Annotated in this window: 20 protein-coding genes and 1 pseudogene; 10 read left to right on the top strand and 11 right to left on the bottom strand. The window is 69.6% G+C overall.

What is annotated here, in order from left to right; all coding sequences use genetic code 11:
- Nucleotides 1–463: 463 nt before the first annotated feature.
- The gene (locus ACX9TP_RS30400) at nt 464–1,714 is read left to right on the top strand and encodes a carboxypeptidase-like regulatory domain-containing protein (RefSeq protein WP_482974133.1); all 1,251 of its coding nucleotides are present in this window, start codon (nt 464–466) and stop codon (nt 1,712–1,714) included.
- Nucleotides 1,715–1,866: 152 nt separating this feature from the next.
- On the opposite strand, the gene ACX9TP_RS30395 is transcribed toward ACX9TP_RS30400, so the two are convergent.
- From ACX9TP_RS30395 to ACX9TP_RS30365, 7 genes and pseudogenes are all read right to left on the bottom strand, one after another.
- Nucleotides 1,867–2,856 (bottom strand): aldo/keto reductase, encoded by a 990-nt coding sequence (locus ACX9TP_RS30395; protein WP_482982244.1) that lies wholly within the window; start codon nt 2,854–2,856, stop codon nt 1,867–1,869.
- A gap of 165 nt (nt 2,857–3,021) precedes the next feature.
- Nucleotides 3,022–3,237: pseudogene (locus ACX9TP_RS30390) on the bottom strand (zinc-binding dehydrogenase); the annotation flags it as partial.
- 296 nt (nt 3,238–3,533) lie between these two features.
- A complete protein-coding gene (locus ACX9TP_RS30385) occupies nt 3,534–4,589 on the bottom strand; it encodes an alpha/beta hydrolase (protein ID WP_482974132.1) in 1,056 nt (351 codons plus the stop codon).
- A 67-nt stretch (nt 4,590–4,656) separates the two neighbouring features.
- Complete coding sequence (locus ACX9TP_RS30380; RefSeq protein WP_482974131.1) at nt 4,657–5,742, bottom strand: alpha/beta hydrolase; 1,086 nt, start codon at nt 5,740–5,742, stop codon at nt 4,657–4,659.
- Nucleotides 5,743–5,790: 48 nt separating this feature from the next.
- A complete protein-coding gene (locus tag ACX9TP_RS30375; RefSeq protein ID WP_482974130.1) occupies nt 5,791–6,666 on the bottom strand; it encodes a (R)-mandelonitrile lyase in 876 nt (291 codons plus the stop codon).
- Between the two features lie 28 nt (nt 6,667–6,694).
- A complete protein-coding gene (locus ACX9TP_RS30370; RefSeq protein ID WP_482974129.1) occupies nt 6,695–7,864 on the bottom strand; it encodes an aldo/keto reductase in 1,170 nt (389 codons plus the stop codon).
- 10 nt (nt 7,865–7,874) lie between these two features.
- Nucleotides 7,875–8,765, bottom strand: coding sequence for an aldo/keto reductase (locus tag ACX9TP_RS30365; RefSeq protein WP_482974128.1), 891 nt, complete (start codon nt 8,763–8,765; stop codon nt 7,875–7,877).
- Between the two features lie 234 nt (nt 8,766–8,999).
- Between ACX9TP_RS30365 and ACX9TP_RS30360 the strand changes: the two genes are divergently transcribed.
- On the top strand, nt 9,000–9,905 hold the full coding sequence (locus ACX9TP_RS30360; protein WP_482974127.1) for a LysR family transcriptional regulator: 906 nt from the start codon (nt 9,000–9,002) through the stop codon (nt 9,903–9,905).
- Nucleotides 9,906–9,914: 9 nt separating this feature from the next.
- Here the strand turns inward: ACX9TP_RS30360 and ACX9TP_RS30355 are convergent, their stop codons facing one another.
- From ACX9TP_RS30355 to ACX9TP_RS30345, 3 genes are read right to left on the bottom strand one after another with little or no spacing between them, the layout of a single operon-like run.
- Nucleotides 9,915–10,532, bottom strand: a complete 618-nt coding sequence (locus ACX9TP_RS30355) for a hypothetical protein (RefSeq protein WP_482974126.1) — start codon at nt 10,530–10,532, stop codon at nt 9,915–9,917.
- A 31-nt stretch (nt 10,533–10,563) separates the two neighbouring features.
- A complete protein-coding gene (locus ACX9TP_RS30350; protein WP_482974125.1) occupies nt 10,564–11,277 on the bottom strand; it encodes a hypothetical protein in 714 nt (237 codons plus the stop codon).
- Nucleotides 11,274–11,909 (bottom strand): Fic family protein, encoded by a 636-nt coding sequence (locus tag ACX9TP_RS30345; RefSeq protein ID WP_482974124.1) that lies wholly within the window; start codon nt 11,907–11,909, stop codon nt 11,274–11,276. Before ACX9TP_RS30345 ends, ACX9TP_RS30350 begins: the two co-directional genes overlap by 4 nt.
- A 218-nt stretch (nt 11,910–12,127) precedes the next feature.
- Here ACX9TP_RS30345 and ACX9TP_RS30340 point away from each other — a divergent pair, with 218 nt between their 5' ends.
- The 8 genes from ACX9TP_RS30340 to ACX9TP_RS30305 all read left to right on the top strand — a co-directional run bounded on the left by ACX9TP_RS30340 (nt 12,128) and on the right by ACX9TP_RS30305 (nt 17,749).
- A complete protein-coding gene (locus tag ACX9TP_RS30340) occupies nt 12,128–13,051 on the top strand; it encodes a diacylglycerol/lipid kinase family protein (RefSeq protein ID WP_482974123.1) in 924 nt (307 codons plus the stop codon).
- A 130-nt stretch (nt 13,052–13,181) separates the two neighbouring features.
- Nucleotides 13,182–14,339 (top strand): sensor histidine kinase, encoded by a 1,158-nt coding sequence (locus ACX9TP_RS30335; protein ID WP_482974122.1) that lies wholly within the window; start codon nt 13,182–13,184, stop codon nt 14,337–14,339.
- A gap of 64 nt (nt 14,340–14,403) precedes the next feature.
- Nucleotides 14,404–15,045 carry a response regulator gene (locus tag ACX9TP_RS30330; RefSeq protein ID WP_482974121.1) on the top strand — a complete coding sequence of 214 codons (642 nt, stop codon included), beginning with the start codon at nt 14,404–14,406 and terminating at the stop codon, nt 15,043–15,045.
- An 85-nt stretch (nt 15,046–15,130) separates the two neighbouring features.
- Complete coding sequence (locus ACX9TP_RS30325; RefSeq protein WP_482974120.1) at nt 15,131–16,186, top strand: DUF72 domain-containing protein; 1,056 nt, start codon at nt 15,131–15,133, stop codon at nt 16,184–16,186.
- Between the two features lie 44 nt (nt 16,187–16,230).
- Entirely contained in the window at nt 16,231–16,542 is a 312-nt protein-coding gene (locus ACX9TP_RS30320; protein WP_482974119.1) for a hypothetical protein, read from the top strand.
- Nucleotides 16,463–16,828: a Smr/MutS family protein gene (locus ACX9TP_RS30315; RefSeq protein ID WP_482974118.1), complete on the top strand. Its 366-nt coding sequence runs from the start codon at nt 16,463–16,465 to the stop codon at nt 16,826–16,828. The genes ACX9TP_RS30320 and ACX9TP_RS30315 overlap by 80 nt, the downstream gene beginning before the upstream one ends.
- A gap of 35 nt (nt 16,829–16,863) precedes the next feature.
- Nucleotides 16,864–17,259, top strand: a complete 396-nt coding sequence (locus ACX9TP_RS30310) for a hypothetical protein (protein WP_482974117.1) — start codon at nt 16,864–16,866, stop codon at nt 17,257–17,259.
- Entirely contained in the window at nt 17,246–17,749 is a 504-nt protein-coding gene (locus ACX9TP_RS30305; protein ID WP_482974116.1) for a hypothetical protein, read from the top strand. The genes ACX9TP_RS30310 and ACX9TP_RS30305 overlap by 14 nt, the downstream gene beginning before the upstream one ends.
- 51 nt (nt 17,750–17,800) lie before the next feature.
- Here ACX9TP_RS30305 and ACX9TP_RS30300 read toward each other — a convergent pair whose 3' ends face one another.
- The gene (locus ACX9TP_RS30300) at nt 17,801–19,804 is read right to left on the bottom strand and encodes a hypothetical protein (RefSeq protein ID WP_482974115.1); all 2,004 of its coding nucleotides are present in this window, start codon (nt 19,802–19,804) and stop codon (nt 17,801–17,803) included.

The following is a 19,804-nucleotide window of genomic DNA, read 5'->3' as shown; positions in this document are numbered from 1 at the left end:
CACGCCGGGTCCTGCGCCACCTTGTCATGGAGGACCCCCTCCGCCGCAGGGTGGGCATGTGGCGCGCGATGCACGGGGGATGAACTGGAGATCCAGCAGGAGCAGCAGAATCCGTCCCGGGAGCAGCTTCGCGTGGCGGAGTCCACGTGGCAGTCCTGCGCACAAGACAGCCCTCGAGTAGCACTGCGCGCCACAGATTCACGCGAGCCGTAACCCGAGGCGCTACACGCCAGCCGGCACTTCGGGCGCGGCACGTGCGCTCCACAGAGAGAGAGCCGCATCGCGCTGTCGTGGCGCGATGGGTGCATCGCGCGCGGCCGGGTTCGCGGGGGCGTCAGCCCGACCTTGAGGCGCCCAGCGGAGCCAGCCGTGCCGTTCCAATGGCGGTGAGTCTTTGCCGCCGGAACTTCGCTCGTTTCGTCCACGTGGAGTCATCCCCCTCTCCTCGACCTGGAGGTATGTGATGTCGCTGTCCAAGCTTGCAGCAAGGAAGTGGTTGTTGATGTGCGGTGTGCTGGGTGGTTCCGTGGTGCTCGGGAGCGCCTGTGGCGCGCCCGACGCCGAGGTCGCACCGCAAGCGCAGGAGTCGAGCGCGCTCATTGCCTGTAATCACGTCCAGGGTGCCACCACCATCTGTGGCACGGTCACCAACGCGTCGGGCGCGGCCATCGCCGGAGCGCAGGTGAACCTCCAGGGCGTCCAGACGACCACCGCCTCGGACGGCTCGTTCTCCGTTTCATCTGCGTCGCTGACTCCGGGCGGGCCGCTGACCATCTCCGCGGTGGGCTATATGCCGCACGTCGGCGCCGTCACGAAGGACGTCCTCGGTGCCCGCTTCACGTTGCAGACCCTGCACCGGCAGACCTTCTCGGGCGGCAGCGTCCTCGTCACGGACCCCCGCAGCGGCGCGGGCATCCGGGTGGACCTGGAGAGGCTGGCGAGCACCAACGGGAAGGCCATCGTCCGGCCCCTCACGGTGGGCGTGCGCTACATCGACACGCGCCTGCTGGCCATGCCCGGGTCCGACGGTGCGATCAACCTGTCCGGCCAGCCTGTCTTCCTGGAGACGCGCGGCGCCATCTACGCCGAGGTCCGTGACGCGGCGGGGAGCCTGCTCAAGCTCGCCGCCGGGACGACCGCCCAGGCGTTCATCCCCATCGCCGGGAACATGAGCGCGAACTCTCCGGCGAGCATCGCCCTGTGGTCCATGCCGGTGGGCAGCAATCAGTGGCGCCAGCAGCCGGGCGCGGCCTCGAAGACGACCAATCCGAGCCGGTGCTCCATCACCCAGGCCCCCTCGTGCAGCGCGGACCAGTGTGACTCGGGCGCCACGACCCGCTACACGGGCAACACCAACGAGATTGGCTTCATCAACGCGGACATCGAGAAGGTCAACCCCGCCTGCCTCCGGATTGACCTGAACGCCGCCGCGCTGCCGCCCGGCACCCCGCTGCCCGTCTGCCTGGACCTGGAGATTGCCATTCCGGGTGGCGGAAACCAGACGCGCACCGTGTGCGTGGGTGATGGCACGGACATCATGTACAACCTGCCCCCCAACGCCAACATCACCGTGCGCCAGGCGACGGGCTACGGCTGCCCGCCGCCGCCGAGCACCAGCCTGACGGTCAACACGGGCGCTCCGTGGGGCGGCACCGGCGTGCCCACCAGCCCCACGCAGTGCAACGGCGTGCTGTCGCTGCCGCCTCTGCCGTAAGCCTGACCCGTGGGCGGCGCATCCTGGCGCCGCCCATGGGCGGGTCTTGGCGAACATGGGATGCCGGAGCACGGCCGAGCTCGAGCACCGGCGGGGGCGTCACGAAGCGCTTCCGGAATTGGCACTTCGGCACGATGCCACTGCTGGCCAGCTCAGAGTCCGGTCGTCTTCTCCAGGTGCTCGGGATAGCGAGCCCCCTGCACGGTGATCTTCGAGGCGGCGTCATTGATTTCACGGAGGTCGTCAGGCGTCAGCTCGACGGTGGCGGCGCCGATGTTCTCCTCCAGGCGGCTCAACTTCGTGGTCCCCGGGATGGGGACGATCCACGGCTTCTGGGCCAGGAGCCAGGCCAGCGCAATCTGGGCCGGGGTCGCCTTCTTCCGGGCCGCGACCGTGCCAAGCAGCTCGACGAGGGACTGATTCGCCTTGAGTGCCTCGGGCGTGAAGCGGGGAAGGAGGTTGCGGAAGTCCGTCTTGTCGAAGTGGGTCTGCTCGTTCATCTTGCCCGTCAGGAAGCCCTTGCCCAATGGGCTGAAGGGGACGAACCCGATGCCGAGTTCTTCGAGTGTCGGCAACACTTCCGCTTCAGGGCCTCGGGTCCATAGCGAGTATTCGCTCTGGACCGCGGTGACCGGCTGAACCGCGTGCGCGCGACGGATGGTCTTTGCACCCGGCTCGGAAAGGCCGAAGTGCTTGACCTTGCCTTCCCGAATCAGGTCCTTCACCGCGCCCGCGACGTCTTCGATTGGCACGGCCGGATCGACACGGTGCTGGTAGAACAGGTCGATGGTCTCGATCTCGAGCCGCTTGAGTGAGGCCTCGGCGACCTGCTTGATGTGCTCGGGCCGACTATCCAGGCCCGCCTGCTTGCCGTTGGAATCGAGCTTGAACCCGAACTTGGTGGCGATGACCACCTGCTTGCGGAAGGGGGCGAGCGCTTCGCCCACGAGCTCTTCGTTCGTGAATGGGCCGTAGACCTCGGCGGTGTCAAAAAAGGTGACGCCCCGTTCGACGGCCGCCCGTATCAAGGCGATACCCTGCTGTTTGTCCACGGCCGGGCCGTAGCCAAAGCTCAATCCCATGCAGCCGAGCCCGAGGGCGGAGACTTCCAGATTGCTCTTTCCAAGCCTGCGCTTCTGCATTGCTTCTTCTCCTTTGTGTTGCTTCCCGGCTGTCCGAGGTATTGAGCGTCGCTGACCTTCTCCATCCATTCGACGGCCTTGCCGTCGACAGTCTCCTGGATGGCGATCCGAGCCCAACAGCCGCCTGCCGCCGAGGATGAGCGAGAACGGGTGGAGCGGCGTGGCAGCCCCAGGGGCTCCAACGATGGCCATGGTGCCGTGCGGGCGCAGCAGCCCGAGGTATGCGTTGTAGTCGTGCGGCGCGGAAACGGTGTCGATGATGAGGTCGAGCTTGCCCGCCAGTTGCAGGAAGGCCGACCCGTCCTTCGTCATCACGAAGTCGGTGGCGCCGAGCCGGCGGGCGTCGGCCTCCTTCCCTCCGGACGTGCTGAGGACCGTCACCCTGGCCCCATCGACACCGCCAGCTTCACCGCCATGTGGCCCAGCCCGCCAAGGCCGACCACGCCCACGTGGTCGCCGGGCTTGCAACCCACCTGGCGTAGCGGCGAGCAGGTGGTGATTCCGGCGCAGAGGAGCGGGGCTGCGGCCGCCAGGTCGAGACCCGCGCAGAGGGACCTCGCCTCACGCGATGCGCTCCATGCCAGCGGAAAGGCGGCGTCGTGAAGTGAGTAGTGCGCCGCCGCCACCACGGTGGCTGCGATGACGGGGCCAAGGGGCGGCAACAGCTGGGCATGGGTTCAGAGCGTCTTGGCGAAGAACGACGTGAGCTTGTCCATCGCGGCGTTCACATACCTGGGAACCCAGTAGGTCTCGATGTGCGTTGCCCCGTCGATCCTATACAGCTCCTTGTCCTTCGTGCCGGTCGCCTTGGCGAACGCATCCTCGCTCATGTACAGGCTGTCGGCCTTGCTGCCGGCGATCATCAACAGGGGCTGGTTGATGAGCTCGATCTGGTTCGTGGCGTCAAAGCGCATCAGGTCGAGCAAGCTGCTCCTGGTGTACCTGAAGGTCGAGCGGGGGTGGGCGTGCGACCTCCAGTAGTACTCGTAGCCCTGTCGATACAGGTCGAAGGGCTGTGCGGCGATCTGCTCATCGGTCAGCTCGGCATCACCGGCATAGAGAACCTTCCCGTCGGCCGCCTCCTGGGCGCGAGCAGCGGAAGCCTGCTGCAGACGCTCCTGAATCGTCTCCAGCTGCGAGTCCGCATAGCCATTGCGACGCGCCCGGCCGGAGTTGAACATGCTTACCGTTGCAATCGCCTTGAAGCGCTTGTCGGTTTGCGCGGCCGCCAGGGAGTAGCCGCCGCCGCCGCAGATGCCGAGCAGGCCCAGACGCGTGGCATCAACACCCGGGTACCGGGTGATGAAGTCCGCCATGCCGTGAATGTCCTCGATACGGTGCGCGGGCTTATCCACGTTGCGCGGCTGCCCGCCGCTCGCGCCCTGGTACGCGGCATCTGCCGCGATGGTGATGTAGCCTTGCTCCGCCAGCCTCTGAGCGTACAGGCCCGCGACCTGCTCCTTCACCCCGCCGTTGGGGTGAGCCACGACGACCGCGGGATACTTCTTCTTCGGGTCGTACTGCGCCGGGGTGTAGACGTTGGCGGAAATCCTCAAGCCGTTGAGCTTGTAGGTGACCGGACGGATGTGGACCTTGCCCGGCTCATTCCTGGTGATGGCACCTTCGTAGACCAGGGTGAACGGGTTCTTCCTGGAGTCGGCCGCCCCGGCCCCGCCAGCCAGGAGTCCGGTCATCGCCGCCAGAAGAGCGGCCTTCAAAGGGGTGTGTCGCATCTGCAAGCTCCTCTCGCTGGACTGCCTCAGCAACCTCTCTCTCGGGCCGGCCTCCTCTCTCACCGGCTCAGTCCAGGTCCTTGTCGGCGAGGAACTTCGAGAGGAGGTCGGCAATCTGCACGTTGTTGGTGTCGGAGAACGGGAAGTGGGTGTTCCCCCGGATGCCGAGCTCGGGCAGGTGGACGAGGGTGACACTGCCGCCGTGCCGGTTCACCGCGTCGCGCCACAGGCGCGCCATCGCGAGCCGCACGCGCCAGTTGTCCTGGCCGGGGATGGGCGACGGCTCATCCGGGATGTTGTCCCCGAAGTAGAGGACGATGGGAATCCGGGTCAGCGCGAGGAAGCGCTCCATCGGGACGCCCGTGGCCTCGAGCGGGCCGGTGAGGCTGAGCATGGGCGCTGGCACCTCGCCCTCCGGGAAGACGAAGCCGCTGCCCGGCTCGTACGAGACGACCGCCCGCACCTTCGGGTTGCGCATCGCAACAAGCCAGCCGGGGCCACCACCCTGCGAGTGCGTGACGAGGACGCCGGGGCCGATGCGGTCGAAGAGCGCGGAAACGGCGCGCGCGTTCACCTCCGCATCGAAGGGCCCGGTGTTGGGCGTCATCGCGCGAAAGTACTGCTCGAGCGCCGCCGGCCCTCGCGGGAACTGCACACCGGGGAAGTAGTCCGGCCATACGCCGATGCGGAACATGCCGAACCAGGTCTGGTCGTCCGGCGTGGCCGGGCCTGTCGTCGGCACGGTGCTACGACCCGCCTTGCCGCGCCGTGGCTGGTCCACCAGGTAGACCGGAAAGCGGCGACGCAGGAAGAGCGTCTGGAAGCCCTCGCGGCCGTCCGCCGTCGTTTCCCACGTCTTCGAGGACTGACCGGCGCCGTGCCAGAACACGAGCGGCAGCGGGCGGGCATCGGCCGGCACCTGGTAGAAGACGTACGCGTGGTCTCCGTGCAGCGTCGCGCCCTCGGCCGAGGGCCGACGCGGGTCGAAGGTCCCCGGGGTCGTCACGACGGTGCCGCCCACGGCGAAGCTTCCTTGCTCCTTCAGGGTGAGCCCTGACGACGACGCCGACGCGCCGGCCGAAGGGGTCGAGGCGCACGATGTCGCGAGCGCGCTCAGGGCGAGGACGAGGGGGATGCGCTTCTTGAGGTTCATGGCTTCAGCCCTTCTTGGGTCGTGTGGCGGCAAGCGAGCGGCGCAGCGTCACTTCTTGCCGTCGAAGACTTCCTTCGCGACGCCGAGTGCCGTCACCGCGCTCGGCCAGCCCGCGTAGAAGGCCAGGTGGGTGATGGTCTCGATGAGCTCCTCGCGCTTGACGCCGTTCGTGCGCGCGAGGGCGAAATGGCTCCGGAGCTGGTCCGGGCGGTTCATCGCGATGAGGGCGCTGACCGTCACCAGACTGCGGTCCCGCTTGGAGAGCCCCGGCCGCTCCCAGATATCGCCGAAGAGCACGCCGTCCGTGAGCTCCACCATCTTCGGAGAGATGTCGCCGAACAGCTGCTGCGCCCGGGAGGGCTGGCTGGCGGCGCCGGCCTGGGCCGGGGTGGCGGCGGCCGTGGCCGGCGCGCCGTACTCGGCATCGGTCACCTTCTCCATCCAGTCGACGGACTTGCCCTCGAAGTGCTCCGACACGGCGACGTGGGTCATCCGGCTGTCGGGCGCGGCGCCGTGCCAGTGCTTCTGCCCGGGAGGAATCCAGACGACATCCCCCTGGCGAATCTCTTCGACAGGGTCGCCCCAGCGCTGCACCCGGCCCACGCCCTCGGTCACGTAGAGGATCTGGCCCAGCGGGTGGGTGTGCCAGGCGGACCGGGCCCCCGGCTCGAAGGTGACGGCAGCGCCCGAGGCGCGCGCCGGGGCCTTCGCCTGGAAGAGCGGGTCCACGCGCACGGACCCGGTGAAGTTCTCGGCGGGCCCCTCGCGCGAGGGCTGCGAGCCGGCACGGGCAATCTGGAGCGACTGTGCACCGTCGCCCGGAGGCGCCTGCACAACCGGGGCAGCACTCGCCTTGTCCGTGTGGGCGCAGGCCGCGGTCAGGAGGAGCGGGAGAAGCGCTGCGGTGAAGGTCGGTCGATTCATGGGTCGTCCTCGGGATGGGCCATGGGTGCTACCTTCTCGGGGGCGCCTCGACGCCCGAGAAGACCTGCACCTGCGCCGGGAGCCGGGCGCCGCGGACGTCCACGGCCGAGACGTCACGGTTCAGCTCGCCGAGCTCCGCCGGCGTGAAGCGCACGTCCGCCGCGCCGATGTTGTCGAGCATGTGCGCCATCTGCGTCGTCCCGGGGATGGGGACAATCCAGGGCTTCTGCGCCATGAGCCAGGCCAGGGCGACCTGGGCGGGCGTGGCGCGCTTGCGCTCGGCCCAGCGCTTCACCCCGTCGACGAGGGCCAGGTTGTGCGGCAGGTTCTCCGGAGAGAAGCGGGACTCGACGCCGCGAATGTCCCCAGGCGCGAAGCGCGTGTTCGCGTCGATGGCCCCCGTGAGGAACCCCACGCCCAGTGGGCTCCACGGCACGAAGCCGATGCCCAGCTCCTCGCAGAGCGGGAGCACCTCCGCCTCGGGGCCGCGCCACAGCATCGAGTACTCGTTCTGCACGGCGCTCACCGGTAGCGCGGCGTGCGCGCGCCGAAGCGTGCCTGGCCCCATCTCTGACAGGCCCCAGTGCAGGACCTTCCCCTGGGCCATCAGCTCCTGGATTGCCCCGGCGACGTCCTCGATGGGGACAGACGGGTCGACCCGGTGCTGGTAGAGCAGGTCGATGCGGTCGGTGCGCAGGCGCCTGAGCATGCCCTCCACCACCCACTTGACGTGCTCGGGGCGGCTGTTGAGGCCAGGGCGCCGCGCGCCCGTCTCCGGGTCGATGTTCCAGCCGAACTTGGTGGCGATGACGACCTTGTCCCTGAATGGTGCGACGCCCTCGCCCAGGATGCGCTCGACCTCGTGCGGACCGTAGGCCTCGGCCGCGTCGAAGAAGGTGACGCCCCGCTCGAAGGCCGTCCGGATGATGTTGTGCATCTCGGGCCGGTGCGGGACTGTCGTCTGGTACGTGCGGCTCATGTTCTGCACGCCCAGGCCGACGCTGGAGACCTCCAGCTTGCCGAGCCGGCGCCGGCCGAGCTCCGAGGGCGCAGCGGGCCTGCGCGACGTTGCCGCCGCCGCCCCAGAGGCTTCGGAGGCCGCGCAACCCAGCAGGGGAGCCGCCCCCAACGCGCCTGCCGACAGCAGGAAGGAGCGGCGGCCCATCTTGTTCTTACGGTCCTGTGCGTTCGGGTCCATGACTCGGTCCTCAGGCCTCGGGGATGGCACTGCCGTAGGTGGCAAGGGTGATGCTGTCCGGGTCCGGGCCCCCGCGGGCGCCGGTCTCGAGCGCGTCGATGGCGGCCAGCTGCTCGCGCGTGAGCGTGAAGCCGAAGACGTCGAAGTTCTCGGCGATGCGGGCGGGCTTGACGGACTTGGGAATCGCCGAGCGGCCCTGCTGCAGGTGCCAGCGCAGCATCACCTGGGCGGCCGACTTGCCGTGCTCGCGCCCGATGGCGAGCAGCGTCGGGTCGTTGAAGGAGATCCGCTCCTTGCCCCCGAAGTAGGCGGTGATGCCCCCGATGGGTGACCACGCCTGGGTGAGAATCCCGTGCTTCGCGTGCAGGCGCTGAAGCTCCGCCTGTTGGAAGTAGGGGTGCACCTCAATCTGGTTCACGGCGGGCACGACCTTCGCCACGCCCAGCAGGCGCTCGAGGTGCCCGGGCATGAAGTTGCTCACACCGATGGCACGCACCTGGCCGTCTGCGAGCAGTGTCTCGAGCGCGCGGTACGCGTCGAGGGTGCGCTGGAAATCCGACGACAGCGGCTGGTGCAGGAGGAGCAGGTCGAGCCGTTCGACGCCGAGCTTGCGGGCGCTCTTGTCGAAGGCGTGCAGGGTGGCGTCGTAGCCGTAGTCGCTGATCCAGACCTTGGTCTCGATGAAGACGTCGTCGCGGGCGAGGCCGGAGCGGCGGAGGCCCGCGCCCACCTCGCGCTCGTTGCCGTACGCGGCGGCGGTGTCGATGAGGCGGTAGCCAGTCTGGATGGCCGCCTCGACGGCCGCCGCAGTCTCGGCCGGCGGGCTCTGGAAGACGCCCAGGCCGAGGGCCGGTATCTGCACGCCGTTGTTGAGGGTAGGGGAGGGGATCTTGGTGCTCATGGTCCAGCCTTCTCAGCGCGTCCGTGCGCGCGGTGCTTGGCGGGCGCCACTCCGTGGGCCCCAGCCGACGCAAAGAGAAGTAGCGCTGCCCAGTGCGCGCCACTAGACGGCCAATAGGCGAAGGGCCTTGAAGCTGCGATTTAAAATGGCCCCTGCTAAGACTGCGGGATGGCGGCGCCTGAGGCGCCATGCTCCGGTGAAGCATTCGTTCGTGCGCTTGGGAGGACGCTCTCGGTGAAGACCCACCTCCTGCCGCACCTGCAGACGTTCCTCGTCGTGGCCCGACGGCAGAGCTTCAGCGCCGCAGCGCGCGAGCTGGGCATCTCGCCGGCAGCGGTGAGCCAGTCCGTGCGGCACCTAGAGGAGCAGCTGCGGGTGGTGCTCTTCACCCGCACCACCCGCAGCATGGCGCTCACGGAGGCAGGGCGCCGGCTCCTGGAGGGCGCAGGGCCGGGCCTCGGTCAGGCGCTCGCCTCCCTGCAAGAGGTCTCAGCCCGACCGGGTGAGGCAGTGGGGCGGCTGAAGCTGTCGGTGCCGGAGGTCGCCGTGCCCTTCGTCATCACACCGGTGCTGCCGGCCTTCCGCGCACGCCACCCGCGGGTGGAGGTGGAGGTCGTCGCCGAGAACCGCTTCGTGGACATCGTCGCCGAGGGCTACGACGCAGGGGTGCGCCTGCACGAGGCCATCGAGCGCGACATGGTGCAGGTGCGCCTCACCGCCCCCTTCCGATTCGTCGTGGTGGCGGCCCCCTCATATCTCGAGAAGCACGGCACGCCCCTGAAGCCCGAGGACCTGCTGCGCCACGAGTGCTTCACCATCCGCATTCCCTCGAGCGGGGCGCTTTATGCCTGGGAGCTGGAGCGCGGGAAGAGGAACTGGCGGGTGCCGGTGCGCGGCAGCATCCTCACCAACCACCGCGAGCTGACGCACGCCCTGGTGGAGCAGGGCCTGGGGCTGGCGTATGCCGTCGAGCCGGCCGTGAAGGAGCAGCTGCGCACCGGGCGGCTCGTGCGTGTGCTCGAGGAGTACGCGCCCACCGTGCCCGGCTTCTTCCTCTACTACCCCAGTCGCGCACAGCGTTCCGGGCCGCTCCGACTCTTCGTCGAGACGGCCAGGGAGCTGATAACTCTGAAGGGGTGACCCCCACTTTCACCGAGTCCGCGTAACGCTCGGGCTCTGGGAGGACGTCGCCTTCCAGGTGGGTCTCTCGCGGGAGAACCCGGGGATCAGCCTCTTGACGACGTCCTCCGAGCGCAGGTTCTTCATCCGCTGCTCGAAGAGCTTCCCGTCTCTCTCCCACTGGTCGGTGACCTGGAGCACGAGCCCCTTGGGGTCGGAATTGCAGGAGCGACGAACTTGCACCTCGCCGAGGTAGATGGCCTTTCCCGCCTCGACCTCGAAGGGCGCGTATACCTCGTAGGGAAACGGAGAGAGTTGTTCGATTCTGTGGAGCCCGGCAGGGACCTCCTTGATGGAGAGGTACCCGGACGGGTCCTGGAAGTCTTTTTCGCGGAACGGGTCGCTCACGGGAATCGTCCCCATTCGAACGCGCGTGTATGAGTCGTCCACGTATTGAAGGGCCACCACCGTGTGGTCGTACTGCGATCCGCAATCACTGATGAACCGGGTGGAGACGACGATCAGCCCGTTCTGGAGGCGATCCGAGAAGTGAAAGTCACTTCCAACGTTGCTGACGTTGTAGCTGCTGGGTCCACCACAGGCCGTGCAAATCCATACAGTCATTGCCAGGAGCAGTTTGGGGTTCATGTCCTTCTCTCCATGCTGAGCCGTGTGGCTGTCACTGCCTGCCAGGATAGCGCGCGTTGAACCCGGTCTTCACCGCCGCGAGCGCCACCGCGTCTCCGGCGGCCCGGGCTTCGTCCGAAGTAGGACCCACCCAGGACTCGAACTTCCCCAATGTCTGTCTCATCGCCTTGCGCACCTCATGGTTGGTGGGCACGCCTCGCGCCTGGAGCAGCCAGTTCACCGCATCGTACGAATAGCTGTACCAGGCGTCTTCGGTGGCGGTGGCCTCCACGGTGATTTCAATGACCCGAACCACCGCGTCCGAGAGCCCCATCTGCCGGATGCCCGCGTCCTCGTCATCGAGCAGCTCCGCTCCGCGATACGCGGCGTCGAGCGCGGTCAGCCAGCCATGGCCGCGCTCCAGCGCCTTCATGATGAGCTGGACGTTGTGCTCCACGCCCAGGTCTGGGAGGGGTCTGTGATTGAAGAAGCTGTGGCACCAGCAGAAGCCGCCGATGATCTCATTCCCGAGATTCACCCCCGTCTCGTGGTACCAGGGGCCCAGGTTGGCATCGAGGATGGCCTCGACGCCGTCCCTCAATTCCTCGCGCAGCGACTCCTCCAGCTTGCGCACGCCCCGCGGGATTCGCGGGGTCAGGTACTCGCGCAGCAGGGCGGCGATGCGCTCCGGGTGGTAGCTGTCGAGGCTGCGCTGGATGACCTCCCAGCCGGCCTCCTCCCGCTGCTGCCGCTGCTTGCGTCTCATGAGGCCTCCTCGCACCGCGCGCTTCCGGAGATGCTCCGCGCCACGAGCCGGACGAACCGCCCATAACGTTCCGCATCCCCGGGCGGCTTGGGCAACAGCACCCACGGGGCCAGCGGCGGCGTGGGAAGCCCTGCCCGGCGCAGGCAGAACTCGAACCCCAACCTCGCCGCCCTCGCATTCCCGTCCGGGAACGGGTGGAAGAAGGCCAGGTCCAGGTACAACCGCACTGCCTGTGCCACCGGGTGACAGCCGTCCTTCGCGTCCGCCTCCACCTTCCGGATGAACATCTCCTCCAGGTCCGGGGCGTACAGGTAGCGGTGCGCGCCACCGTGCGCGAAGGCCTCTCCCGTCCGAAAGCCCACGGGCTTCCCGAGTACCTCCGCCTGCACCTCCATCAGCCGTGCCCAGGTGAGGGCCGCCCGTGCGTCGGCCAGGGCGCGCACCCGGGCCAGGGCGGACAGGAAGCGGGCCTCTCGCGCGGTGTCCCCATCATGGGCCGGCGTGTCATGCCCGGTGAGGTACTCCTCCTGAGCCCGTGTCTCCTCGAAGGGGCGGGCGCTGGCGGCCTCCAGGTCGGAGCGCAGGTGCGGGCAGGCCCAGTCCACGGCGAGGGTGGCCTTCAGGTGGGGCACGAGCTTCTCGCGGGGCTCCAGGGTAGCCAGGGCGGAGTCCTCCTGGTGCGTACGTTCGTTCTCGGCCCGGTGCGTAGTTTCGTTCCCGGTGCGTACTTTCGTTCGCAGCATGTCATGGCCAGGGGTGGGGGTGGACCCGGCGCGTCATGGACTGGCCATGGAGTGGAGTGCTGACGCGCAACCGCGTAAAGAGGGGCCCAAGGGAGGGGCAGGTGCCGATGAAGACGTTCCTCGTGGTCAATCCGCGCAGCGCCAATGGGCAGACGGGTAAGCGCTGGGCCGAGATTGGCGCGCAGGTGGGCAAGGCGCTCGGTGACTTCGGCCACGGCTTCACGCAGGGCGGCATGGACGCGGCGCGCATCGCCCGCCAGGCCATCGAAGACGGCTACGAGTGCATCGTCGCCGTGGGCGGTGACGGCACGCTCAACGAAGTCACCAACGGCTTCTTCCGCGACGGCAAGGCCATCAACCCCAACGCGGCGCTCGGCCTCATCCCCCGCGGCACCGGCGGCGACTTCCGGCGCACCTTCGGGTGGGAGCTGGACCTGGACTCGTCCCTCTCCCGGCTGCGCTCCGAGAAGACGGAGCCCTTCGACGTGGGCCGGCTCGACTTCATCAACAACGAGGGCCAGCCGGAGACGCGCTACTTCGCCAACATCGCCTCGTTCGGCGTGAGCGCGGTGGTGGCTCGCGAGGTGAACAGCGGCAGCAAGGCCCTGGGCGGCAACTTCAGCTTCGTGTGGGGCACGCTCAAGGGCCTGGTGAAGTACTCGGAGAAGAAGGTCCGCCTGTCCGCCGACGGTGGCCCCGAGGAGACGCTCGACATCACCGCCGTCGCCGTGGCCAATGGCCGCTACTTCGGCAGCGGCATGTTCGTGGCGCCCGAGGCCGTCACCCATGACGGCCTCTTCGACGTCACCATCTGGTCCGGCTACGGCCTGAGCGACTTCGTCCTCAAGTCGAAGGGCGTCTACAACGGCAGCCACGTGACGTGGAAGGGCACGCGCCGGCTGCGCTGCCGCACCCTGCGCGCCGAGCCCATGGAGGGCGAGGACGTGTACCTCGACGTGGACGGCGAGACGCCGGGGCGCCTGCCGTGCACGATGAGCATCGTCCCCGGCGCCATCCGCCTCAAGGTGTAGCCGACGTGCTGCGAGTCCGCGGCGTACGGTTCGGAGCGCCGGGAGGGCCCACCTCTGGCGGAGGTCACACCCGCCGCATGTGACTTCCGGCACATGGCCTGTCCGCCCGGGCCCTCGTAAGTTCTCTTCCATGCACACGGTGTCTGGCGTGGCGAAGACGGCCACCACCCATCGCCTGCTGTTCGTCGCCGGGATGCTGACCTGGGCGGTGGTCGGCTTCCCGAAGCTCGTGGAGCTCGTGCGCGCGCCCGCGCGGTGGGCGGAGCCGGCTTCGCTCGTGTGGACGGCGGCGTTCCTCACGTTCGGCGTGGCCTTCTGGGTCCACGCGCGACAGGAAGGACGGGGCCGGGTGTCGCTGCTCGCCGTGAAGGCGGTGGCGGCGCTGGTGGCGATTGCCACGGGGGACAGCGGCCTGGACGGGGCGCTGTTCGCCATCACCTCCGGGCAGACGCCCGAGGTGCTCTCCCAGCGCCGGGCGCTGGCGTGGGTGGCCATGCAGGTGGTGGGCATGTTCATCGTGTTCGCCGTCATCCACCCGGTGGAGCGGGCGCTGGTGCAGACGCTCATCTACGCGGGCTTCCAGGGCTTCACGCTCGGCACGGCGATGGTGATGGTGCGCGAGGCCGAGGCCCGTCGCGAGCTGGCCCGGGTGAACCTGGAGCTGCAGGCCACGCAGGTGCTGCTCGCCGCCCGCGAGCGCGAGGGCGAGCGGCTGCGCATCGCCCGCGAGCTGCACGACTCGGTGGGCCACCACCTCACCGCGCTCTCCCTCAACCTGGAGGCCGCGGCGCATACCGCGCGGGACACGCCCTCCGCCGAGCACCTGCGCCGCGCCCGGGAGGCCGCCCGCACGCTGCTGTCCGAGGTGCGCGGCACGGTGACGGCGATGCGCGACGCGCCCGTGCCGCTGCTGCCCTCGCTGCGCGCGCTCGCGGAGGGCGCCCCGGGGCTCGCCGTCCACCTGGACGTGCCCGAGTCACTCAGCCTGGAGTCCTCCGAGGCGACGCACTCGCTGTTCCGCTGCGTGCAGGAGGTCCTCACGAACACGCTGCGCCATGCCCAGGCGCGCAACCTGTGGATTGCGATTGTCCCCACGGAGGACGGAGGGGTGCGCGTGCACGCGCGGGACGACGGGCGGGGCACGGAGGCCGTCAGGCCCGGCGCGGGACTCACCGGCATGAGCGAGCGCTTCACCCGGCTGGGCGGCCGCGTGGAGTGGCGCGCGGCGGCGGGGCGGGGCCTGGAGCTGGAGGCGTGGCTGCCTGCCGCGCATGGGGCGGGGACATGAGCGGCGGCCGGGAGGTGCGAGGTGCCGCGGCGGGTGGAAGCGTCGCGGCGCATGGGGGCCTGTCGTGATTCGCCTCGTCCTCGCGGATGACCACGCCCTGGTGCGTCAGGGCCTTCGCGGCCTGCTGGACCTCACCCCGGACCTGCGCGTAGTGGGCGAGGCCGGCGACGGCGAAGAGGCGCTGCGCAAGGTCGCCGAGCTGAATCCGGACGTGGTGCTGATGGACGTGCGCATGCCGCGCATGACGGGCCTGGAGGCCCTCCGCGAGTTGCGCCGCACCGACGCGTCCCGGCGCGTGGTGCTGCTCACCACCTTCGACGAGGACGCCGCCATCATCGAAGCCCTCCGCGCGGGCGTGCAGGGCTTCCTCCTCAAGGATGTCTCGCTGGAGGAGCTCGCGGACGCCATCCGCCGCGTGGCCTCGGGCGAGACGCTGCTGCCGCCCGGTGTCGCGGAGCGCGTGGCCCGCGGCGTGGCCGAGTTGCCCCGCGACTTCCCCCACGCGGACTTGCCGGAAGGGCTCACCCGCCGCGAGGTGGAGGTGCTGCGCCTCATCGCCCGGGGACTGAGCAACCGCGAGATTGCCCAGGCGCTCGGGACGGCGGAGGGGACTGTGAAGAACCAGACCTCCAGCATCCTCTCCAAGCTGGGCGTGAGGGACCGCACCCGGGCCGTCCTCCGGGCCATGGAGCTCGGCTGCCTGTAGGGCGGACATACCACTTGGCAAGTGAGCAGGAAGCGGGGCAACCTCCTGCATCAGGTGACGTCCGGCGTTAGCAGAGAGAGCAGCCATGCCCCAGCCCCGAGGACCCTCCCAGCTCGACCTCTTCACCGGTGCCCCCGTGCAGGCCCCCGCCCGCGGCCGCAAGGCGACCCAGCCGGTAGGGCCCGCCCCGGCGGCGGAGTCGCTGGCCTCGCTGGGCCAGCAGCTGCCCCCGGGCACCTTCCTCGGCACGTCCTCGTGGACCTTCCCCGGGTGGTCCGGAATCCTCTGGGACCACGAGGCCAGCGCCTCGCAGCTCGCGCGCGAGGGCCTGGCCGCGTACGCGAAGCACCCGGTGCTGCGCACGGTGGGCATCGACCGGACCTTCTACGCCCCCATCCCCGCCAGCGCCTTCGCCGAGTACGCCGAGCAGGTGCCGGACGGCTTCCGCTTCCTCGTGAAGGCACACGACGTCTGCACCATGGCCCGCTTCCCCACCCACGAGCGCTACGGCGCGCACCGGGGCCAGGCCAACGACAGGTTCCTCCACGCCGCCTACGCCGCCGAGGCCGTGGTGGCCCCCTTCGTCGAGGGACTCGGCGACAAGGCCGGGCCGCTCGTCTTCCAGTTCCCCCCGCAGGACCCGCAGACGCTCGGGGGCCCCGCGCGCTTCGTGGAGCGGCTTCATGCCTTCTTCGCGGCGCTGCCGAAGGGCCCGCTGTATGCCGTGGAGGTGCGCAACGAGGAGCTCCTCACCGAGGGCTTCGCGCAGGCGCTGTCGGACGTGGGCGTCAGCCCCGTGCTCGCGGTGTGGCGCGACATGCCGCCGGTGGCGCAGCAGGCGAAGCGCACCCGCGCCTTCGAGGCTCGCGCGCTGGTGGTGCGGTGGATGCTCCCGCCGAACCTGGGCTACGAGGAGGCCCGCGCGCGCTACGCCCCCTTCGACAAGCTGGTGGACGAGGACGTGCCCACCCGCGACGTGCTCGCCCGGGTGTGCCTGGCGGCGGAGCGGCGCGGGAAGCCCGCCTTCGTTACCATCAACAACAAGGCAGAGGGCAGCGCCCCCCTGTCCGCCATCCGGCTCGCGGAACGGATTGTCGTGCGCAAGACGGAAGAGGGCAGGCCGCAGGACGGTTCCACCTGAACGCCACTTGCCCCTGAGCACGAGTCTTGCTTACGTGAGATGACATGAAGTCCATGGCCGTAGCCGCGATGATGGTTCAGTTGATGGCCGCCGGAGGCGCGGGCTCGCAAGGCGAGCAGGCGACCGAGCGCCGCGACGCTGCCGCGGATGATGTAGGCAAGCATCTCTCCGCGCTGAAGGGGGAGGTGTCCTCCCTCTCCGAGCAGTTCCGCGTCGCCCGTGAGCGCCGCCGGCTGGAGGCGGAGAAGAAGAAGCGCGAGAACGAGGAGTGGCACATTGGCCCCCAGGCGCCTGCCGCCCCAGCGAGCGAGCGAGCCCCCGCTTCCACCCGAGGGGCCGGAGCCTCCGCCCGCTGAGGACGAGGCAGTAGAAATTCCAATCGACGGGACGCTGGACCTGCACCTCTTCCACCCGCGCGAGGTGAAGGAGCTGGTCGTCGAGTACCTCTGGGCATGCCGCCAGAAGGGACTGCTCGACGTGCGCATCATCCACGGCAAGGGCACCGGGGCGCTGCGCCGCACCGTGCACGCGCTGCTTCCGAAGCTGCCGGAGGTGGAGTCGTTCCGCTCCGCCGGTGAGGGCGATGGAGGTTGGGGCGCGACGTGGGTGCGGCTCAAGCCGGCGGAAACGCCGGGCACGTAGCGCCCGCGCCCTGTCGGTTTCCCGGCACGGGTGTCATGCTTCCCGGCACCATGCGCTGGGTCATCCGCTCCGAGCAGCAGCGCGCCCTGGGAGGGCTCGCCGCAGACCGCTTCGTCGAGGACGCGGCCACACGGCTGCGCCGGCACTGGCCCGTCACGTGCGAGGCCCTGGGAGACGCGGCGCTCGAGGCGCGCATCCGCCACGGCCTGGCCCTGGCGGCCCGACATGACATCCACGCGAAGGCCGCCGTGCTGCGCTACCTCAACGCGATGTTCGCGCTGGGCGACGACTTCGCATCCGACGCGCGCTACCCGTGGGCCGCGGAGCTCCTCGGTCACCCGCGGCTCGACGAGCACGAGCGGATGGAGCGCGTCTCGGCCGAGGTGGCCGCCACGCTGCGCGCAGGGGAGGTGAATCATGGACCCGTTTGAGGGGTGGGACCTGGAGAAGGGCAGCCCGCAGACGCCGAAGCCGCTCCCGATGCCGGAGCCGCCGGCCCCGACGGATGACGCCGTGGAGAGCTTCGAGGCGCTGGACGCCGAGGCCTCGGAGCTGTCGCCCGAGCCCCGCGTGGACTCGCCGGTGTCGACGTGCCCGCTGACGTGGCTGGAGGTCACCGTCTTCGACGAGGACGGAGACCCCGTCACCGGCGCGTCCTTCGAGGCCACGCTGCCGGATGGCTCGACGCACAAGGGCACCCTGGACGGTCAGGGCCGGGCGCGCATCGAGGGGACGGACGTGGAGGCCCAGGACGTGGACGTCCAGGTCTCCCCGCGCCGGGCGGAGGACGGGAGCGCCGCGGGGTACTCGCTGCGCATCCTCCCTCGCGCGTCCCCGTCGCCGCGGAAGACCGAGGATGCCGAGCCCTCGTCGGAGGAGCCGCTGCTGCGTGCCGAATGGGAGCCGCCGGAGCGCGGATGACAGGGCCCGGAGTCTTCCGGGCGGGTGGGCGGTGACGCGCTCGCGCGCCGCTCAAATCGTGACGTGGACCTCCACGGGCAGATGGTCGCTCACGCCCGTGGTCTTCCAGTAGGCGCCGTGGCAGGTCTGGAAGTGGGCCTGGGCCAGCCCCGCGCCGCCGCCCGCCACCACGGCGCCGCCCACCGCGGCGGCGTGGCGCCGGTCCGCCTTCTCCGCGATGACGTCCTTCAGCCGCGCGTGGTGCACGGTGGTGAAGCCCGCCGTGAGGACGTGGTCGTACGCGTGCGAGGTGTGCAAGGCGTAGGTGGCATTGACGCCCGGCTTCTTGAGGCTGGTGCGCGTGGTGATGTGGCTGGCGAAGCCGCCGCCGAAGCCCGTCAACACCGCGCGGTCATTGGCGTGGCCCGGTCCGTTGTTGGAGCACAGGGCGAGCTGGCCGCCCGTCATGGTGCAGCAGTTGAAGTCGCCGATGACGAGCGCGGGCTCGGTGAGGGCTCGCAGCGCGGTGATTTCGCGGATGGTGGCCATCCGCGTCGTCCCCCGCTGCGCATCGAGGTTGTTGGCGGACCCCTTGCCCGACCGCGCGGCCAGCCGCGTCGTCTGGTAGTTGGGCGCGGGCGAGTGCGCCGCGAGCAGCAGGAAGGTGTTGTTGGGGCCCATCGCCGTCAAATCCCGGAAGCGCGCCAGGTAGGGCCGGCGCTGGTAGGCCTGGGGAAAGTAGATCTGCGCGCCGGTCCCCGTCTGGAAGGTGCACTGGCCCACGTAGGCGCTGCCTGGGTGGACGGCGAGGTGCCCGGGCGCACCCGCGGCCACCACGTCCACCGCGGCGCCACCCTGCACGCGCTTGCGCACCCGGTTGCCGTTGGTGTCCACCCACCAGAGGGTGCTGCGGGCCGGGTCCAGGGTGAGGTCCACCGGCACGTCCCCCTGGACGACGGAGGCCGCGTTGTTGCCGTCCATGTCCGACTGCCAGATGTCGTTCGTGGCCGCGTCGACGAAGTACATCGTCTTGCGCGCCATGTGCAGCGTCAATTGCCGCGGCTGCACGCCGCCCTGGTTGAAGCGGTTGCGGACGCCGTTGCCCTGGAGGTCCGACGAATGGATGGTGTTGGTGCCGGTGTCCACCCAGTAGAGCTGCGCGCGGGCGAAGTCGATGGCGAGGCAGTCGGGGCGGTTGAGCCCCACGGGCGGGAAGTTCGAGTTGCCGTTGCCATCCAGGTCGCACCATTGCAGCCGGTGGGCGCCCGCGGCGTTGGACCAGTAGAGGACGTTGAACTCCATGTCCAACGCCAGGTCCACGGGCACCCGCGCCGTGCCCATGGGCAGGGTGGGTGAAATCACCGTGTGGTTGGCGCCGGAGTAGTCCACGCGGCGAATCTGGTTGGAGTTCGTGTCCACCCAGTAGACGCGCTGGTTGACGGTGTCCAGGCGCAGGCGCGAGGCGTAGACGTTGTTCACCGCACCGCCCATGGCGGCCGCGCCACCGCCCACCAGGTTCGAGCTCCACAGCCGGTGCGTGGCGGTGTTCACCCAGAAAATCTTGTTGGCGGCCACGTCCAGGGTGATGGCCGTCGCGTTGGCGCCCGTGCCCTGCGCCGTCACGTTGTTGCCGGCCAGCCCCGCGCGGCGCAGCGTGGTGCCGGTGCCGTCGTACCAGTACGCTCGCCCGTCATCCGCGGTGGCGGAGTTCCAGGGCTGGGTGAGCGACGTGCTCGTGCGGGGGCCCTCGAAGGCGACGGTGGCCGAGTTGTAGAAGATGGCGAGCGTCTCCGCCTTCGCGCCGCTGCACAGCGCCAGGGGCGGCGCCACGCGCCAGCCCGCGTGGCGGTGCTGGAGCTTGGACAGGAGCTTGAAGATGCCCAGCACGCCGTCGCCCGCGGCCAGGTCTCCCGGGTTGAGGCTCTGGACGCAGCCGGGCTCGATGACCACGAGGATGTCGTAGTTGGGGCCGCCCACGGGGTTGACGACCTTGAGGATGCGATTGACGGCCGCGGTCCTCCGCACGAGCTTCGCGCGGAAGTTGTACAGGTTCCAGGAGAGGATGCGGACGGACAT

Source organism: Pyxidicoccus sp. M15 (assembly GCF_056858435.1).
This window is presented reverse-complemented; position numbering and strand designations above follow the sequence as displayed.

Coding starts and splice junctions, on each gene's coding strand:
- ACX9TP_RS30400 (WP_482974133.1), top strand. CDS start 464: ATGTCGCTGTCCAAGCTTGCAGCAAGGAAGTGGTTGTTGATGTGCGGT.
- ACX9TP_RS30395 (WP_482982244.1), bottom strand. CDS start 2,856: ATGCAGAAGCGCAGGCTTGGAAAGAGCAATCTGGAAGTCTCCGCCCTC.
- ACX9TP_RS30385 (WP_482974132.1), bottom strand. CDS start 4,589: ATGCGACACACCCCTTTGAAGGCCGCTCTTCTGGCGGCGATGACCGGA.
- ACX9TP_RS30380 (WP_482974131.1), bottom strand. CDS start 5,742: ATGAACCTCAAGAAGCGCATCCCCCTCGTCCTCGCCCTGAGCGCGCTC.
- ACX9TP_RS30375 (WP_482974130.1), bottom strand. CDS start 6,666: ATGAATCGACCGACCTTCACCGCAGCGCTTCTCCCGCTCCTCCTGACC.
- ACX9TP_RS30370 (WP_482974129.1), bottom strand. CDS start 7,864: ATGGACCCGAACGCACAGGACCGTAAGAACAAGATGGGCCGCCGCTCC.
- ACX9TP_RS30365 (WP_482974128.1), bottom strand. CDS start 8,765: ATGAGCACCAAGATCCCCTCCCCTACCCTCAACAACGGCGTGCAGATA.
- ACX9TP_RS30355 (WP_482974126.1), bottom strand. CDS start 10,532: ATGAACCCCAAACTGCTCCTGGCAATGACTGTATGGATTTGCACGGCC.
- ACX9TP_RS30350 (WP_482974125.1), bottom strand. CDS start 11,277: ATGAGACGCAAGCAGCGGCAGCAGCGGGAGGAGGCCGGCTGGGAGGTC.
- ACX9TP_RS30340 (WP_482974123.1), top strand. CDS start 12,128: ATGAAGACGTTCCTCGTGGTCAATCCGCGCAGCGCCAATGGGCAGACG.
- ACX9TP_RS30335 (WP_482974122.1), top strand. CDS start 13,182: ATGCACACGGTGTCTGGCGTGGCGAAGACGGCCACCACCCATCGCCTG.
- ACX9TP_RS30325 (WP_482974120.1), top strand. CDS start 15,131: ATGCCCCAGCCCCGAGGACCCTCCCAGCTCGACCTCTTCACCGGTGCC.
- ACX9TP_RS30320 (WP_482974119.1), top strand. CDS start 16,231: ATGAAGTCCATGGCCGTAGCCGCGATGATGGTTCAGTTGATGGCCGCC.
- ACX9TP_RS30310 (WP_482974117.1), top strand. CDS start 16,864: ATGCTTCCCGGCACCATGCGCTGGGTCATCCGCTCCGAGCAGCAGCGC.
- ACX9TP_RS30305 (WP_482974116.1), top strand. CDS start 17,246: ATGGACCCGTTTGAGGGGTGGGACCTGGAGAAGGGCAGCCCGCAGACG.
- ACX9TP_RS30300 (WP_482974115.1), bottom strand. CDS start 19,804: ATGTCCGTCCGCATCCTCTCCTGGAACCTGTACAACTTCCGCGCGAAG.